10 protein-coding genes are annotated in these 18,629 nt (G+C 47.3%); 7 read left to right on the top strand and 3 right to left on the bottom strand.

Annotated elements, in window-relative coordinates; genetic code table 11:
* The first annotated feature begins 51 nt into the window (after positions 1-51).
* Positions 52-1,404, top strand: coding sequence for an ATP-binding protein (locus tag F7D47_RS04840; RefSeq protein WP_153084961.1), 1,353 nt, complete (start codon positions 52-54; stop codon positions 1,402-1,404).
* A 114-nt stretch (positions 1,405-1,518) separates the two neighbouring features.
* Here F7D47_RS04840 and F7D47_RS04835 read toward each other — a convergent pair whose 3' ends face one another.
* Positions 1,519-2,418, bottom strand: coding sequence for a diaminopimelate dehydrogenase (locus F7D47_RS04835; RefSeq protein WP_153084960.1), 900 nt, complete (start codon positions 2,416-2,418; stop codon positions 1,519-1,521).
* 460 nt (positions 2,419-2,878) lie between these two features.
* Here F7D47_RS04835 and ruvA point away from each other — a divergent pair, with 460 nt between their 5' ends.
* On the top strand, positions 2,879-3,493 hold the full coding sequence (ruvA, locus tag F7D47_RS04830) for a Holliday junction branch migration protein RuvA (RefSeq protein WP_022121046.1): 615 nt from the start codon (positions 2,879-2,881) through the stop codon (positions 3,491-3,493).
* An 18-nt stretch (positions 3,494-3,511) separates the two neighbouring features.
* Positions 3,512-11,050 carry a cell surface protein SprA gene (gene sprA / locus F7D47_RS04825; RefSeq protein ID WP_153084959.1) on the top strand — a complete coding sequence of 2,513 codons (7,539 nt, stop codon included), beginning with the start codon at positions 3,512-3,514 and terminating at the stop codon, positions 11,048-11,050.
* Between the two features lie 51 nt (positions 11,051-11,101).
* Here sprA and F7D47_RS04820 read toward each other — a convergent pair whose 3' ends face one another.
* Positions 11,102-12,400, bottom strand: coding sequence for an ATP-binding protein (locus tag F7D47_RS04820; RefSeq protein ID WP_228113414.1), 1,299 nt, complete (start codon positions 12,398-12,400; stop codon positions 11,102-11,104).
* Between the two features lie 279 nt (positions 12,401-12,679).
* Entirely contained in the window at positions 12,680-14,269 is a 1,590-nt protein-coding gene (gene nadB / locus F7D47_RS04815) for an L-aspartate oxidase (RefSeq protein WP_153084957.1), read from the bottom strand.
* A gap of 233 nt (positions 14,270-14,502) precedes the next feature.
* Between nadB and F7D47_RS04810 the strand changes: the two genes are divergently transcribed.
* The 4 genes from F7D47_RS04810 to mutY are packed head-to-tail and all read left to right on the top strand — an operon-like array spanning position 14,503 to position 18,580.
* Complete coding sequence (locus tag F7D47_RS04810; protein WP_153084956.1) at positions 14,503-14,907, top strand: hypothetical protein; 405 nt, start codon at positions 14,503-14,505, stop codon at positions 14,905-14,907.
* Between the two features lie 30 nt (positions 14,908-14,937).
* Positions 14,938-16,218 carry a D-alanyl-D-alanine carboxypeptidase/D-alanyl-D-alanine endopeptidase gene (dacB, locus tag F7D47_RS04805; protein WP_153084955.1) on the top strand — a complete coding sequence of 427 codons (1,281 nt, stop codon included), beginning with the start codon at positions 14,938-14,940 and terminating at the stop codon, positions 16,216-16,218.
* Between the two features lie 32 nt (positions 16,219-16,250).
* Complete coding sequence (locus F7D47_RS04800) at positions 16,251-17,504, top strand: mechanosensitive ion channel family protein (RefSeq protein ID WP_153084954.1); 1,254 nt, start codon at positions 16,251-16,253, stop codon at positions 17,502-17,504.
* A gap of 35 nt (positions 17,505-17,539) precedes the next feature.
* Entirely contained in the window at positions 17,540-18,580 is a 1,041-nt protein-coding gene (gene mutY / locus F7D47_RS04795; RefSeq protein ID WP_153084953.1) for an A/G-specific adenine glycosylase, read from the top strand.
* Positions 18,581-18,629 lie beyond the last annotated feature (49 nt).

Genomic DNA, 18,629 nt, shown 5'->3' with positions numbered 1-18,629 from the left:
CGCGGATAGGTGTGTTTTTCCGGTAAAATTAATCTAGGATAGGTGTAAAATATGAAAAGAAAAGTATATGAGCAGCTAAAGAAATGGAAAGAAGAACAGAACGGAGACAGTGCTGTTCTAATCAATGGTGCCCGACGTGTAGGAAAGAGCTATATCGTAAAGGAATTCGCTCGAAAAGAATACAAGAGTTATATTTTACTTGATTTCAATAAGATAGGAAAGGACATAAAATCCTTGTTCGAAACCTATCTGGATGACTTGGATACATTCTTTATGTATTTAAGCAGTTTCACCAATACAACTCTATATCCAAGAAATTCGGTTATAATCTTTGATGAGGTGCAATTGTATCCCCGGGCTCGTACAGCTATCAAGTATCTGGTTGAAGATGGTCGTTACGATTATATCGAGACTGGTTCGCTCGTTTCTATCAAAAAGAACGTAGAGAATATCATGATTCCTTCAGAGGAGGAAGAAATATTGATGTATCCTATGGATTTCGAGGAGTTCTTGTGGGCACTGAACAATGAAACCCTGATGCCGCTTATACGAATGAACTTTCAGAAAAGGCATGAGATGGGACAAATGATGCATCGCATGGCAATGGACTATTTCAGACAGTATCTCATTGTTGGAGGAATGCCGCAGGCTGTAGCTAAATTTGTAGAAACCAGAGATTTCAATAAGGTGGATCGTGTGAAACGCCAAATTCTTACTTTATATCGTAATGATATCCAGAAGTATGCGTCAACTTATGTATTTAAAGTTACTCAGATTTTTGATACAATTCCTTCTCAGCTTCAAAAACATGAGAAGAAATTTATGTTGAAGGCACTCACAGAAGGGGCGAGAATGCGAGATTATGAAACGGCATTCTTTTGGCTGTCAGATGCAATGATAGTCAATATGGCCTATAATACGACAGAGCCAAGCATCGGTCTTGGAATGAATACCGATGATACGACATTGAAATGCTATATGGCTGATACGGGTTTGCTCATTAGTCATGCTTTCAATGAAAATACGATAGTATCTGAAAACTTATATAACAAGCTTCTGGTAGATAAGCTGGAGTTCAATAGCGGAATGATAGTTGAGAATATTGTTGCTCAGATGTTACGTTCGGCAGGGCATAAGCTGTATTTCTTTTCCAAATATAGTAAGGAGGATGCCCAGGAAAGGATGGAACTGGATTTTCTGATAGCCAAAGATACAATAACGTCAAAGCATAATATTTCACCGATAGAAGTGAAGTCAACTAACAGATACACGCTCACTTCTCTCAAGAAGTGCATCGCTAAATATGGTAGCTATCTGGCAACCCCGTATGTTTTGCATGCTGCTGATTTGAAAGTAGAGGAGGGGATTACTTATTTGCCATTGTATATGACAGGGTTATTATAAGTGGTTTTAGTTGAATGGAAAAGGCTCGCAAGAATTCGAAACTTCTTACGAGCCGTTTTATTATAGTGATGCAAGTGAATTCTTCACTCTTCACTCTTCTTTCTTCGCTCCCAATTATACGAGTGTTGCAACGATTTCCTCACGGGTTCCTGGCAACATATCGATAACTGGAATCTCTGGCATGGTGTAGCAACCTGGCTGCAGACGGAATGAAGCACGAGCCACGTTAACCAATACCTGAGCGGTGAGGGCTGGGTTGTTGATGCTCATATTAAACTCGAAACGCTGGTTCTGAGTCTTGCCTGATACACCCTTGCGAACGAGGTTCACACCATGACCCATATCCTTTACATCATCTACTGATGCTACGGCGAATACGTGGGTCTCATCATGAGCGAAGTATGGATCGGCCTTGATTTCGGCTGTTACATCCTCAAGCTTGGCACCTTCTTCCAACTCTACGTATACCATACGGCGGTGGATACCCTCACCCAATGGGATGGTTACAGAGAGCGCTTCCTTTACGCCCTTCTTGCCACGAACACAAACTGAGTGACCCATACTCATACCAGGACCGAAGTTGGTATATGTCAAGCCTTTAGGAGCAAGGCTCTCCATCAGAACACGTACGATAGAATCAGAACCTGGGTCCCAACCAGCAGAGATAACGCTTACCTTGCCAGCCTTCTTGCAGTTTTCCATCTGCTTGGTACGGTAGTCGAGGATGCTGGTGTGGATATCGAAGCTGTCTACGGTATTGATACCGAGGGCAACGATCTTCTCTGCATACTCAGGGCAAGAGCGGGTAGGGGTTGCGAGGATAGCAACATCTACATCCTTCAACTTGGTGATGTCATCTACTACTTCATAGTTTGCCAACTCAGCTGGTTTGTCCTTGGCACCCTGGCGACGTACAATACCTGCAATCTCGAAGTCAGGAGCTGCTTCGAGTGTCTCAACAGTAAACTTACCGATGTTGCCGTATCCTACTACGGCTGCTCTAAATTTCTTCATTGTCTTATTTCTTTTATTTTGTTGTTTTAATTTCTTTTATTTGTTGCGGTTTAGTCATCCAACGGATATGTTTTCCGCTTTTCATTCTATTTCCGGTTGCAAAAGTATAGCTTTTTCTTGAAATACGTGACGTTTTAATAGAATTTTAACTCATAAAAGTTGCAAAAAGTAGTAAAATCATAGTTTTTAGGTATGAATAAGCGGAGATTTGTAAGGTATCTGCTGCAAGAGCCTTACAGTTTCGTTATTTTGTTGCGAAACATCATACATCCCCTTTCCGATACCTCCCGATGTGCTTTGAACTACGTCCTGACGTAGCTTTTGCTGCGTCCCGACGTCTCTGGCTCTGCGTCGGGACGTATTACATGTTACGTCGGGACGTAATTTTATGGAACTCTATTACAATAATTCCGCCCTTCGCACGTTATTAATATATTAATTTAATTAGGAGAAAAAGAAAATGATAGAATATATTCATGGCGATCTGACAGAGTTGACACCTGCACTGGCTGTTGTTGAGACTGCGGGAGTGGGCTACGGACTCAATATATCGCTCAATACATATACTGCCATTCAGGGCAAACAGGAAGTGAAACTCTATGTTCACGAAGTGCTGGTGGCTGGTGGAAGAGATGACTCTTTCACCCTTTTCGGCTTTGCTACCAAACAGGAACGTGAACTCTACCGCCTCCTCATCACCGTTTCAGGAGTAGGCGGAAATACAGCCCGTATGATTCTCTCTTCACTCTCGCCACGCGAACTCTGCGAAATCATCTCTACTGGTAACGACAAGGTGCTGAAAACCGTGAAGGGTATCGGACTGAAGACAGCACAGCGAATCATCATCGACTTGAAAGATAAAATCGTGAGCCTCGGCATCGCTGACGAACTGCCAGCCAGCGGAGGCAATGTGGTGATGGTGAACAATGACGTAAAGGATGAGGCGGTAAGCGCCCTTACCATGCTCGGCTTCTCGCCGGCACCATCTGCCAAGGTAGTAGTAGATATCCTCAAGGCACAGCCTGATCTCCCGGTAGAACAGGTTGTGAAACTGGCATTGAAGCAAATCAAATAAGTTAGGAGTTTTTTGTCGATGAAACAGAAGCAAAGATTTATATCTTTTCTATTGGCTTGGCTGATGGTGGCAACCTTCGGCTATGCGATAGCTTTGCCTCAACTTCAGGACGATAAAAAGAAAACCCATACCAGCACAGCCCAGCCCGTGCAGCTCGATGAAGATACCATTCCCGATTCGCTGTTGCATACCCGCTGGCAGATTCAGCGCACCCAACCTTACTCCCTGAGCGACCTTTATCAGAGTCCGCTCGACCTGAAACGTCCTGATAATCTGCAATATCAGGTAGTCTACAACGATACCATCGACCGCTATATCATCGGCAACCGCATGGGCTCAACCTGGCTTTCGGCTCCTATCATGCTCACTCCGAAAGAGTATCTTGCATGGACCGAACAGCAGCAGCGTAACAGCTACTTCCGCAAGCAGAACGATGAAATCTTCCAGGCAAAAGGCAAGGAGAAGTTCGATTTCTCGGATATGCACTTCGACTTGGGACCTGCCGAGAAAATCTTCGGTCCTGGTGGCATCAGAGTGAAGACACAGGGTTCTGCCGAACTCAAGTTCGGTATCAACAAGAAAAACATCGACAATCCTTCGTTGCCTATCCGCAACCGAAAGACGACGATGATGGATTTTGATGAGAAAATCAATCTCAACGTCAACGGAAAGGTGGGCGATAAGGTGAACATGAATCTGAATTACAACACCGATGCCACCTTCGATTTCGATGCACAGAACATGAAACTGAAGTACGACGGCAAGGAAGATGAAATCATCAAACTCGTTGAGGCGGGCAACGTCTCCTTCCCTTCCAACTCTTCGCTCATCAAAGGCGCCAGCAGTCTGTTTGGTGTTAGAACCGATATGCAGTTTGGCAAACTCAAGCTGCAGATGGTAGCTTCGCAGAAGAAGAGTGCATCGAAGAGCGTATCTACCAGGGGCGGTGTGCAGCTCACTCCTTTCGAACTGAATGTAGCCGATTATGAGGAGAACCGCCACTTCTTCCTCTCCCAGTATTTCAGAAATCATTATGATGCCTGGATGCAGAAACTTCCTAATCTCACCACGGGCATCACCATCAACCGTGTGGAGGTGTGGGTTACCAACAAAACCGGCAATACCACCAATACCCGAAACATCGTAGCCCTGACCGACCTGGGCGAGAACCAGAAACTGAGCAACCCGATGTGGGCGGCGAGCGGACAGGTGCCTTCTAACCAGGCGAATACAGAGTATGCGGCGATGACAGGGCAGTATGCTGCTGCCCGTGACATCGACCAGGCTGCAACCACTCTCGATGGAGGCGGACTGGTTGGTGGAGCCGATTATGAGAAACTGGAGAGTGCCCGTCTGCTCAATTCTTCTGAGTATACAGTCAATACCGCCTTGGGTTATATCTCATTGAAAACCAGTCTGCAGACCGACCAGGTGCTTGCCGTAGCCTATGAGTATACATCGGGAGGCGTTACCTATCAGGTGGGCGAGTTTGCATCCGATCTCAGCGATACCAAGCAGGCACTCTTCGTGAAATCGCTCAAGAATACCAGCAGCAATCCGCGACAGGGCAACTGGGGGCTGATGATGAAGAACGTTTATTATCTGGCTTCTACCGTAGAGAAGGAGAAGTTCCGCCTGGATGTGAAATACCAGAGCGATACCACCGGCGTATATCTCAGTTATATCCCAGAGCAGCAGGTGAAAGAACAGCCTATCATCCGTGTGCTGGGCGCCGACCGTCTGGATAACAACAACAAGGCACACAGCAATGGATATTTCGATTATGTAGAAGGCTATACCATCTCTAACGGACGCGTGTTCATTCCGAAGGTAGAGCCTTTCGGCAGTTATATGCGTGATTATCTGGTCAAGCGGGGCGTGGCTGCCGACAAGGCTGAAAAGTATGCCTTTACCGAACTTTATGACAGTACGAAGACCGTAGCCAAGCAGATTGCCGAGAAGAACAAGTATCAGATTGTGGGACAGTTCAAGGGCTCTGCAGCCAATGTCATCTCGCTTGATGCCTACAATGTGCCACAGGGCTCGGTGGTCGTTACGGCAGGCGGTATCACCCTGAAAGAGGGCACCGACTATTCGGTAGATTACAGTGCCGGCGAGGTGACCATCCTGAACCAGAGCATCATTGATGCCGGTACGGCTGTCAACGTTTCTCTGGAGAGTAATACTGATTTCGGACAAACCCGAAAAACGATGTTCGGACTGAACTGGGAGTATGATTTTACCAAGAACTTCCAGTTGAGCGGTACTATCCAGCACCTCTCCGAACAGGCGCTTACTACCAAGGTATCCATGGGCTCCGAACCGCTGAAGAACACCCTTTGGGGCATCAATCTCAACTGGCGCAAGGAGAGTCAGTGGCTCACCAATGTGCTTGACAAGATACCATTCCTGCACCTCACCCAGCCATCGCAGATATCCTTTACAGGAGAATTTGCCCAGCTCATTGCCGGTGAGGCAGGTGGCACACAGGACAATGCATCTTATATCGATGACTTCGAGGGTACGAAGACTACCATCGATGTAACGACTCCTACCTCCTGGTTTATATCCAGTGTACCTTCGCTCAATTTCAAGGACGATTACAGCGATAAGACCGGTCTGAGCAGCGGTTTCCACCGTTCGCGCCTAGCCTGGTATACCATCGATCCGCTGTTCACCCGCCGTGGAAGTTCGCTCACTCCGGGACATATCAAGGGCGACCTCAAGCAGTTGAGTAACCATTATGTTCGCGAGGTCTATACCAAGGAGCTCTTCCCATTGCGCGACCAGAGCAGTTATCAGGGCGCTACCAATACCCTGAATGTACTCAATCTGGCTTACTATCCAAGCGAGCCGGGACCATACAACTTCAATGTAACAGATTTGCAGGCTGACGGAACCCTGCAGAATCCGCAGCGCAACTGGGGCGGAATGATGCGTAAGCTGGATACCAACGATTTCGAGCAGGCAAACATCGAATACATCGAGTTTTGGATGCTCGATCCGTTCATCTATTCCCGCGAAGAGGCTGATGCTGCCGATTATGGTGGCGATTTCTACATCAACTTGGGCGAGGTGAGTGAGGATATCCTGCGTGATGGCAAGAAATTCTATGAGAGTGGCATGCCGGTAGATGGCAGCAAGAGCTACACCTATACCCAGTGGGGTAAGATTCCTACCCAGAGCACCGTGACCTATGCCTTTGCTACCACCAGTGGCAGCAGAGCCTTGCAGGATGTGGGTTTCAACGGACTGACTGATGCCGAGGAGCAGGAATTCTACAAGAGTGCTTATCTCGACCAGATTCAGGGCAAGGTGAACCAGGCAGTGTTCGACAGTATCTTTGCCGATCCGGCACGTGATGACTACCACTATTTCCGCGGTTCCGACTGGGATGAGATGCGTGCTCCAATCCTGCAGAGATATAAGTATATCAACAATCCTCAGGGCAACTCGCCTGACAGCGACAGCCGTTCTGAGAGCTATGATACTTCTTATAAGTCAACGCCGGATGTCGAGGATATCAACCAGGATTATACGCTCAACGAATATGAGAAATACTTCCAGTACCGTGTCAGCATCCGTCCGGAAGATCTCGTGGTAGGTAACAATCATATTGTAGATAAGCGTGAATACAGCCAGACCTGGCGTGATAATACCAAGTCTACCGTTACCTGGTATCAGTTCCGCATACCTATCGATGAGTTTGAGAGCCGTCAGGGCAACATCAACGATTTCTCCAGCATCCGCTTCATGCGTATGTTCCTCACCGGTTTCAAGAAACCTATCGTGCTGCGTTTCGGTACCTTCGACCTCGTGATGGGCAAGTGGCGTACCTATGATCAGCCGCTTAGTGCAGCCAGTGGCGGAACCCTCGACGCAAGCAGCGTGAGTCTGGAAGAGAACGGCGAGAAGACACCGGTCAACTATGTCTTGCCTCCGGGTATCAAGCGCGAACAGGATCCTAGTCAGCCTCAGTTGGTTGAGGCGAACGAGCAGGCGTTGAGTCTGGTGGTCAAGAACATGAGCACTGGCGAGGCGAAGGCGGTTTATAAGAATTCTACCCTTGATCTGCGCCAGTACAAGCGCATCCAGATGTTTGCCCATGCCAATGCCCTGGAGCAGAATACCACCCGTCTGCAGGATGGTGATCTCTCAGTCTTCATCCGTCTGGGTAGTGATTACAAGAACAATTACTACGAGTATGAAATCCCACTGAAACTCACCGAGCCACGCTCCAACTACAACCGCTATGTGCTAGCCGACTGTAAGGCGGTATGGCCTGAGGAGAATATGCTCGATGTGCCGCTGAGCGTCTTTACGGCATTGAAGAAAAACCGTAACAAGGCGAAGGCACAGGGTGTGGCTTCTTATCTCGCTCCTTATTCCATGATAGATGCAGAACATCCGCAGAACAAGATTACCATCGTGGGTAATCCGAGTCTCGGCGAGGTGAAGACCATGATGCTGGGTGTGAGAAACAATTCTGCCGACATCAAGAGCGGTGAGGTATGGATAAACGAACTCCGACTCAAGGAACATAATAATTCGGGTGGTTGGGCTGCCAATGCCAACCTCAACGTACAACTCTCCGATCTGGGTAGCGTGAATGCCACCGGCAGATACATCAGCGAGGGGTTCGGCGGTCTGGAAGATGGCGTGGCAAGTCGCACTACCGATAATTACGGTACCTACAGTGTGACCACATCGCTCGAAATGGGTAAGTTCTTCCCTGACAAGGCGAAGGTGAGCATACCTTTATATTATAGTGTCACCAAGGAGAAGACCACTCCTAAGTATAATCCGCTGGATACCGATATGGAGTTGAAGGATGCCCTCGATGCTGCCGGATCCAAGCATGAGCGCGATTCTATCGAGAATATCGCTGCCACCAAGATTACGCAGACCAACTTCTCCATCTCGAATGCCCGGGTGGGTATCGCTACCAAGCGCCATCCGATGCCATACGATCCAGCCAACTTCTCATTCACTTATAGTCATCAGCATCAGTATACTACGGGTGAAACGACGATGTATGAGCGAAAGGATAACTGGCGCGGAGCCCTGGATTATTCGTGGAGCCCGGTTTATAAGGCTTGGGAACCATTCAAGGGACTGAAGAACAAGAGTAAGTGGCTTGACATACTGAAACGTTTCGGACTGAACTGGCTGCCGCAGAACATAGCCTTCAATACCGAGATGACGCGCGACTACTACGAGTTGCAGGAGCGCGATATGGAAACCCTGATGAGTGGAGCTGCCGGAGTAGACTCCAAGTTGCCGCTCACCTTCAGTGAACAGTTCCTCTGGAACCGTGAGTTCTCCATCAACTGGGATCTGACCAAGAACCTGCACATGAACTTCCAGAGTGCTACCCATGCACAGATAGAGGAACCATATACACCGGTCAACAAGGATCTTTATGCCGACCAGTATCATGCCTGGAAGGACTCCGTATGGACCAGCATCCGCCACTGGGGTGCACCGCTCGACTACAGTCAGAATTTCCAGGCATCCTACAAGGTGCCTCTCAATCTGCTGCCTGTCTTCGACTGGGTGAACAGCGATGCCTCTTACAATGCCAACTATTCTTGGGAGCGCGGTACAGAGGATGAGGAGGGCAACTCGTATGGAAATACCATCAATACCCAGCGCGAACTGACATTGAACGGAAACTTCAACCTGGTGAAACTCTACAACCATGTGCCTTTCCTGAAGAAGGTAAACGATAAGTTTGACCGTACCCAGAGTAGGGCACAGATGCAGCGCAAGAAGCAGGAAAAAAAGAAAAAGAAGCAGGAAGCAAAGGAACAGGCGGCTGATCCGAAGAAGGCGCTGCCTAAGAACAAGCGTGCCTTCGAACGGGAAATCACCCTCCTGCCTGATACCACATTCAAGATACGCCACGGCAAGAATACCAAGCGACTGATAGTGAATGCCAAGACGGAAGACGGCAAAGTGTTCCCGCTTAAATATAAAAAGGTGGATAATAACCAGATTAGAATCATCTCAAAGGTAGATACCGCCATGAAGGTGAAACTCTCCGTACTGGCAAAGGAACCGCTTGATGATAAGAAATGGTATAAGGGATTGCAGTTGGCTAGTCGTCTGGCAATGATGGTGCGCAATGTGAGCATCAACTATCGAAGCAGCTATCAGCTCACCCTGCCGGGCTTCTTGCCTAGTGTGGGTGATGCCTTCGGACAGAAGAAGGTGGGACAGATGGCACCGGGTCTTGACTTCGCCTTCGGTATGGTTGGCGACGATTATATCGAGAAGGCTAGAAACAACGACTGGCTGCTCTGCAACGACAGTATCGCAACACCTGCTACTACCAGCAGAACGGATAATCTTACGTTGCGTGCCACCCTGGAGCCTGTCAAGGATTTCAAGATTGATCTCTCTGCCACACGTACCAAGACCACGCAGAAGAGCATACAGTATATGTATGAAGGAACGCCAACTACCCAGAGTGGAGCCTTCCAGATGACTACCATCTCGCTGGGTTCGGCTTTCGAGGGAATGGGCAATGCCAATTCGGGTTATCGCAGCAAGACCTTCGAGAAGTTTGTCAACTCGCTGGCTGGTTTCAGAGATAGGGTAGAGGCGCAGTATGCCGGAACTGTTTATCCGGCCGGTTCGGCTCTGGCTGGTGGCAAGTTTGATGCTTCCCGCACGCCGGTCAACCAGTATAGCAGCGATGTCATGATTCCTGCCTTCCTCAAGGCTTATACCTCGATGGGTGGCAATTCACTCTCGGTATTCCCAGCTTTGAGCCGGATGTTGCCAAACTGGACCATCCGTTATAGTGGACTGGGACGTCTGCCTTGGTTCAATGAGCACTTCAAGAGTGTCAACATCAACCACTCTTACAAAAGCGTCTTTGCAGTTGGCAGCTATAACAGTTACAGCACCTTCCAGGAGTATATGAACGGTCTCGGCTTCGTGAGTGATGCCACTACGGGCAATCCATCTCCAAGCAGCATGTTCAACATTTCGCAGGTAAGTATCAACGAGTCGTTCTCGCCATTATTGGGTATGGATGTCACATTCAACAATAATATGACGGTGAAGGCAGAATATCGCCAGACCCGTGTGTTGAACCTCAGTATGACGAGTGTGCAGCTGAACGAGGCATTGAGTAAGGACTGGGTAATCGGTATGGGTTACCGCATCAACAACTTCGATGTTTTCGGCTGGGGTGCCAAGGCCTCCCGTTCCAAGTCGAAGGGCGGCAACAAGAATGCAGCCAACAAGAATGCGTCGACCACCAAGACGGTTCAGAATGGTACCAACCATGATCTGAATCTTCGTCTTGACTTCAGTTTCCGCAAGCAGGCAGCCATCGTTCGTGATATTGCCTCAATGGTAAGCAGTGCCAGCAGCGGCAACAATGCTCTGAAACTGAGTTTCTCTGCCGATTATACCTTCAGCAAACTCCTTACCATGAGTTTCTATTATGACCGTCAGACCAACACTCCGCTTCTGTCGAGCAGCAGTTATCCTACCACCACACAGGATTTCGGCCTGAGCATCAAGTTCTCGCTGACGAGATGATGTTTTTATCGCCCAACTGCGGTGCAAAGGTACAATAAAAAAAACATTGCTTTATAAGAATGGGGTCATGTAAATCGGAATCAGGAGTGTTTGCCCATCTTTCTGCAGATCTTTTGTGTAAACCAAGTACGGATTTACTATCCTGTTGGAGAATTTTTGACGGAAAGCATCAAGCGAGGCATGCGTTTTGTATCCAGACGACTTGACCTCTATAGGGCACAACTTACTGCCGCGTGACAACAAAAAGTCGATTTCGTAAGAATGCGTGGCATCCTTTGGAAAAGTATAGTAAAAGAGTCTGTTGCCTGAGGCTCTCAGCATTTGGGCAACCAGATTCTCAAATACGTATCCCATGTTGGTGGATAGCTTGTCGCTCAACAGTTTCTGGTAGATGATGTTCTCCGTATAATCCTTGTCCCAGAAAGCCAAAGTTACGAATAGTCCCGTATCGCCTATGTACAGTTTGTACTTGTTGATGTTGGCTGTCAGTGGCATTCCTACATTCGGATCATCCGTGTGGTACGCAATGTTAACAGTCTTGCTGTCTTCTAAGTTGAGTATCAACTCATCTATTTTCTCAGCAGCCATTCTTCCTACAGCAGAAGTAGGCTGATAGCGGAGCTGGTTCCTGCTCAATTGGGCTGGGATAGACATGAATAGTTTGGATATTTTGCCCGAGGGGTCTATCTTTCTGAAATCATCAGCATATAGTTGGAGAATCTGTCGCTTTATGGTATCTACTTGCTGTAGATTGTTAGTGTTAAGATAAGCATTGACAGCTTGTGGCATTCCTCCTACCAACATATATAGGCGTAGCTCTCTCATCTTCAATCTGTTGACTCCCTCGCCTAGAGATATTTTCTTATCGAAAACTTGACGCAGCAGAGGCACGCTAGCCGTGTCCCCCATGGCCCATCTGAACTCTTCGTAATCCATCGGAAACATCTCGATACGATGTTCTTCGCTAGGGATGCTAATGTCCTTAGTGCTCTTATGTATGCTGATAAGTGAGCCGGTCTCTATATAGTCATATCTACCGTCTTTTACCAAATACTTGATGGCTTGTCGGGCTTTCGGACATTGTTGTACCTCATCGAAGATGATAACCGACTTTCGCTCATGCAATGTTTTATTGTAAGCATTCTGCAGGAAAAGAAAAATGAAATCCATATTCATAAGATCATCAAAGAGTGCTTTCACTTCCTTGGAAGCCTCATTGAAATCTATCATAATGTATGATTCGTATTCATTCTTGGCAAATTCTTCTACGATAGTTGACTTTCCAATACGGCGAGCACCCTCTACAAGGAGGGCTGTACTTCCCTTGGAAATTTCCTTCCATTCAGCCATTTGGCTATATATTTTTCTCTTGAATACCCTATTCTCCATATTTTCAATGTTTTATGGGCGCAAAGTTACATAAAAAATTTGTTTTACCAAAATCTTTTTAGTAAAAATATGTCGTTTTACCAAAATTTATTTTTGTAATTTATGTCGTTTTATCAAAATCTTTGCTGCAAAAGTGTGGGCATCTATGTCATTAAGAATTTGAACTGTAGGCAAAGAAAAAGCCGCTAGGATATCGTGTGAGAATATCCTGGCGGCTTTATATGGTAGCTTAAAAAAACTTTATTTCTTGTCGTAAGCATGAACAGGATAGTCGATGGTATAGTGGAGACCACGGCTCTCCTTGCGTTCTATCGCCATGCGGGTGATGAGATAACCCACGTTAATCATGTTGCGGAGCTCGCAGAGTTCCTTGCTTACCTTTACACGCTTGAAGAGGTTTTCTGTCTCTTCGTAGAGAAGATCGAGACGGTCCCATGCTCGCTTCAGACGGAGATCGCTGCGCACGATGCCTACATAGTTGCTCATGCATTCGCCCACCTCTTTCACGCTCTGTGTAATCAGCACCTTCTCTTCGTTGGTCAAAGTACCTTCATCATTCCATGCTGGTACCTTCTCATTGAAGTCGTACTCATCTACATGTTCAATACTGTGCTTGGCAGCAGTCTCGGCATAAACCACAGCCTCGATGAGCGAGTTGCTGGCAAGACGGTTACCGCCATGCAGACCGGTGCATGAACACTCGCCCAGGGCATAGAGACGATTGATGCTTGAACAGCCGTTCAAATCAACCTTGATACCACCACACATATAGTGAGCGGCAGGACGAACAGGGATATACTCCTTGGTGATGTCGATGCCGATGCTCAGACACTTGGCGTAGATATTAGGGAAGTGACGCTTGGTCTCCTCTGGATTCTTATGGGTTACATCGAGACAGACATGATCCAATCCGTGAATCTTCATCTCCTTATCGATGGCACGAGCCACGATGTCACGAGGAGCCAGACTCAATCGCTTATCATATTTCTCCATGAAGCTCTCGCCGTTAGGCAGACGCAAGATGCCGCCATAACCACGCATCGCCTCGGTGATGAGGAAGGCAGGATGGGTTTCGCCCGGATGATAAAGAGCGGTTGGGTGGAACTGGACAAACTCCATGTCGGCCACGGTACCCTTGGCACGGTAAACCATCGCCTCGCCATCACCCGTAGCGATGATAGGGTTGGTGGTAGTCTGATAAACGGCACCACATCCACCGGTACACATCACGGTTACTTTGCTCAGATAGGTATCCACCTTCTGGGTATCAGGATTCAATACGTATGCACCGTAACAGTTGATATAAGGAGTGCGGCGAGTAACACGGGCACCCAAGTGGTGCTGAGTGATAATCTCCACGGCGAAATGATTTTCCTTGATATCGATATCCGGACAGTTGCGCACAGCCTCCATCAGACCGCGCTGGATTTCTGCACCCGTATCATCGGCATGATGAAGAATACGGAACTCGCTATGTCCGCCCTCACGGTGGAGGTCGAACTTGCCGTCCTGCTGCTTATCGAAGTTGACGCCCCACTGCACGAGCTCCTTGATCTGCTCTGGTGCCATGGTGACAACCTGCTTCACAGCTTTATAATCGCTGATATAATCACCAGCAATCATTGTATCCTGTATGTGCTTGTCGAAGTTATCCACTTCCAAGTTGGTAACTGACGCCACACCACCTTGTGCGAATGACGTGTTAGCCTCGTCGAGCGAGGTTTTGCAAATCATACACACCTTACCTTTATGCGCTCTGGCTACTTTCAGGGCGTAACTCATACCGGCAACTCCTGAGCCGATAATCAGAAAATCATACTTATAAACCATTGAGTTTATTCTTATCTAATTTCTATTTTAAGAACAGGTGTTTTTATCTATAAAACAGCCCCATTCTCTCAGAATTAATTCTTAATTCGGTGCAAAAGTAATAATTAATCTTTAAAATGAGTAATAAGAGAGGGATTTTTTGTAATTTTGCAGCGAAATTTAAGGTAATATAGTCTTTTAGGCTATCAAATGGTCGCAAAAACGACAATAATATAAGGTAATAAATCAAAGTTATGGCAGATAGAACTTTTCATAAGCGCTTTACGCTGACGGCACGCATCGGTGTGGCGGTGTTCGCAATCCTGACTCTCTATTTCTTCTGGGTCAAGCTGGCCATCATCGGCATTTTTGTGGCTATCATCATCGTGGGCATGATAGAGCGCATACTGAATACAACCTATACCTTCAAGATGGTAAAACCGATAGACCTGGATGAGGAGATGGAATATCTCATCATCAATGAGGGCAGGTTCTCTTCCAACAGAAATGTGCCGCTATGTGATGTCATTGATGTGCACATCGCCAAGACTTTCTTCGGATTAGACCATTGTGTGGTCATCGAATACGGACATAATAATATTGTGACCGTTCAGCCGGATAATGAAGAGGCGTTTATGGAGAGAATCAAAAATAAATAATTTCTTTTAAGTTCAGGTGAACTGATTGTGATGAAAAAGATAATATATATGATGTTGGGTCTGATGATGGTATGGATCTCTGTACCGGTGCAGGCCCAGAATGTGATTGAAGATGAGGGAATAGAAACGGTTGATGAGGAGGATGTTTCCGACTCTACACTCGTTGACTCCCTGGCAGCGGATACGCTGACGCAGAAATTTCCTTGGCCCGAATCGGTGAAGGTGGGTATTGATAAACTCCTTGAAAGCAAGATGTTCGAAACATCACAGGTAGGACTGATGGTCTGGGACCTGTCTGCTGACTCTTGTATCTATCAGAGAAATGAACGACAGCTGATGCGTCCGGCAAGTACGATGAAGCTCCTGACTGCCATTACGGCGCTCGATAAGTTGGGCGGTTCTTACCAGTTTAAAACCACTCTGAAATATACCGGTACCATTGAGAATGGGGTGTTGACGGGTGATGTCTATTGTATAGGCGGTATGGATCCCCGTTTCAACAGCGATGATATGTCGGCATTTGTCAATAGTCTGAAGGATATGGGTGTTGACACCATCCGTGGCAGCATCTATGCCGACCGCTCTTTGAAGGATGCTGATTTGTTGGGTGAAGGCTGGTGCTGGGATGATGACAATCCGGTGCTTTCGCCACTGGTATTCCAGCGCAAGGACATCTTTATGGATAAGTTTCTTGCCAAGCTCCGTGAGGAGGGCATCGAATATTCCTGCTTTGGGGCTTCAGAGAAGACTTGCCCTGCGAGTGCCTTTACGGTCTGTACCCGATTCCATACGATGGATCAGATTCTGCACAAGATGATGAAGGAGAGTGATAATCTCTATGCCGAGAGCATGTATTATCAGATTGCGGCTTCTACGGGCAATAAATGGGCGAGTGCCAAGAGTGCCAGGAATGTGGAAAGACAGCTTATCCGTAAGATAGGACTCGATCCGGCAAGATATAAACTGGCTGACGGTTCGGGACTTTCGCTCTATAATTATCTTAGTGCCGAACTGGAGGTGAAACTGCTGCGTTATGCTTATCTCAATGGCAATATCATGGACCATCTGAAGCATTCGCTGCCTATCGGTGGGGTAGATGGTACATTGAAGAAGCGTATGAAGAACAGTTTTGTGCATGGCAATGTGAAAGCAAAAACGGGTACGCTGACGGGCATCATCTCATTGGCGGGTTACTGTACCGCAGCCAATGGTCATGAACTCTGTTTCGCCATCATCAACAATGGTATCATGCATGGCAATAATGCCAGACACTTTGCAGATAAAGTATGTACTTTGCTCTGCCAACCGTGAGCGTTAGTTGATAGTTTATAGTTAATAGTTTTATGGAGGAGATTAGAAAATTTGTAGATGAACTGATTGGCATGGCAGGAGTCACAGGTGATTTCGTGCCGATGCTTCGCCATATCTTGCTCACCATTACTGCCATCCTCTTGGCAATGCTGAGCGATTTCCTGTGTCGCAAGATACTGGTTCCGCTCATCAGTAAGATTACTGATAAGACGGACATCACTTGGGATGATGTGCTGCTGAACAAGAAGGTGCTCACCTCGGCTTGCCATATTGTGCCGGCTGTGGTGATATGGTCGCTCATGCCGCTGATTTATCTGGAGTATCCGATATTCAAGGAGATATTGGAGCGGGCTACGGGCATCTATATCGTGGTGATGTCGGTGCGTACGGCTCTGGTATTCATCGGGTCTTTCAAAGGATTGGAGGATTCTCAGGAACGACGCTCGTCGGCTCAGCAGTATTTCCATACTTTCTGCGGTGTTCTCAGGGTATTGATGCTCTTTGTGGCTGCTGTGGTGGTGGTTGCCATCCTGTTGGACAAGAACCCGATGACCCTCTTTGCCGGTTTGGGTGCTACCTCGGCAGTCCTGATGCTGGTCTTCAAGGATACCATCTCGGGATTGGCAGCTGGTGTGCGTCTTACCAGCAATGATATGTTGCATAAGGGCGACTGGATTACGGTGAAGTCGGTGGATGCCAATGGTATCGTTGAGGATATGTCACTCACGACCGTGAAGGTGCGCAACTTTGATAATACCATCGTTACTATTTCGCCTACTACCCTGGTGAATGGTTCGTTCCAGAACTGGATTGGTATGCAGAAGAGTGGTGGACGAAGAGTGAAGCGCGTGGTTTACTTCGATTTCCGTAGTGTCCGTCTGGTGGATGAGACATTAAAACGTAATCTGCTTGCCAAGCATTTCGCCACCGAAGATTCGTTTAAGTTGAAGGAGTCGTTGCAGAAGGCGATAGATAAAGATATACAAGAAGGGAAGGATATTGAGGATTTAAAGAATCCTGCAGCCCTTGCCCCTACCAATCTCCAGCTTTACCGTAAATTTATGGAGAAGTATCTGCGTCAGCGTCCGGAGGTCAATACCGATCTCACATTGATGGTGCGCCACATGGAAGCCACGCAATGCGGTCTCCCTATCGAGTTCTATTTCTTCATTAAGGATAAGGTATGGGTGAATTATGAGCACATTCTCGCCGATATCATGGAGCATGCCTATGCCTTGGCGAATGAGTTCGGTCTGAAGATTTACGAGCAATATCCGGAACAGTAATTACTTTGAACATTGAGATTTGAACATTGAATTTTATGAATAGTTTTTCGGCTGTCATTATCCATTGGTTTCGTGAGAATGGTAGGGATTTGCCTTGGCGCGAAACCAAGGATCCTTATGCCATCTGGCTGAGCGAAATCATCCTTCAGCAAACACGCATCGCACAGGGATGGGAATATTGGGAGCGGTTCATGAAGACCTATCCCAAGGTTGAAGACTTGGCTGCTGCCAGCGAGGATGATGTCTTGAAACTCTGGCAGGGATTGGGGTATTATTCGCGAGCCCGCAACCTTCATGCTGCTGCCAGACAGATTGTGGCGATCGGTCATTTCCCTGATACGCTTGAAGGTATCAAAGCCCTGAAAGGGGTGGGCGATTATACTGCAGCAGCCATTGGTTCTTTTGCTTTCGACATTCCGGCGGCAGTAGTAGATGGCAATGTGTATCGGGTTCTTTCACGTTACTTCGGAATAGATACTCCTATCAACTCAACGCAGGGGAAAAAGGAGTTTGCTGCGTTGGCGCAATCACTCTTGCCTGCTTCGTCTGCTCAGCAACTTTCTGATACAGCATTATCGCCTGCTACTGCCTACAACCAGGGCATGATGGATTTCGGAGCTATCCAGTGCACTCCCCAATCTCCGAAGTGTCTTGTCTGTCCGCTTGCCGAAACCTGTGAGGCGTTGAGAACAGGAAGGGTAGAGGAGTTGCCGGTGAAGAACAAGACACTGAAGGTGAAAACGCGCCATCTCTCCTATATATATATAAGGTGTAAAGGCGAAGTGGCTATCCACCGTCGCGGCGAGGGTGATATCTGGCAGGGATTGTGGGAACCATATAACGCATCAGATGCTCCGCAACTGCCTGCCTTTGTCCATAATCCTCTTCTCCTGGCTAAGGATGTGAAGCATGTACTTACCCATCGCATCCTCCTTGCCGACTTCTATCTGCAGGAAACAGAAACCCGCCCACCTCTCCCTGATGATTATATCTGGGTGAAAGAGGACGAGATAGAACAGTATGGTGTTCCAAGGTTGATAGAAATCATGTTGGAAATGGTTCAAGCTAAATCATAAAAAAGAGGGTGTGTCATAAGGCCATGACACACCCTCTCTTATTTATATA

The sequence above is a fragment of the Segatella copri genome (genome assembly GCF_009494835.1).
In the GTDB taxonomy this organism is placed as follows: Bacteria; Bacteroidota; Bacteroidia; order Bacteroidales; family Bacteroidaceae; genus Prevotella; species Prevotella copri_F.
This window is presented reverse-complemented; position numbering and strand designations above follow the sequence as displayed.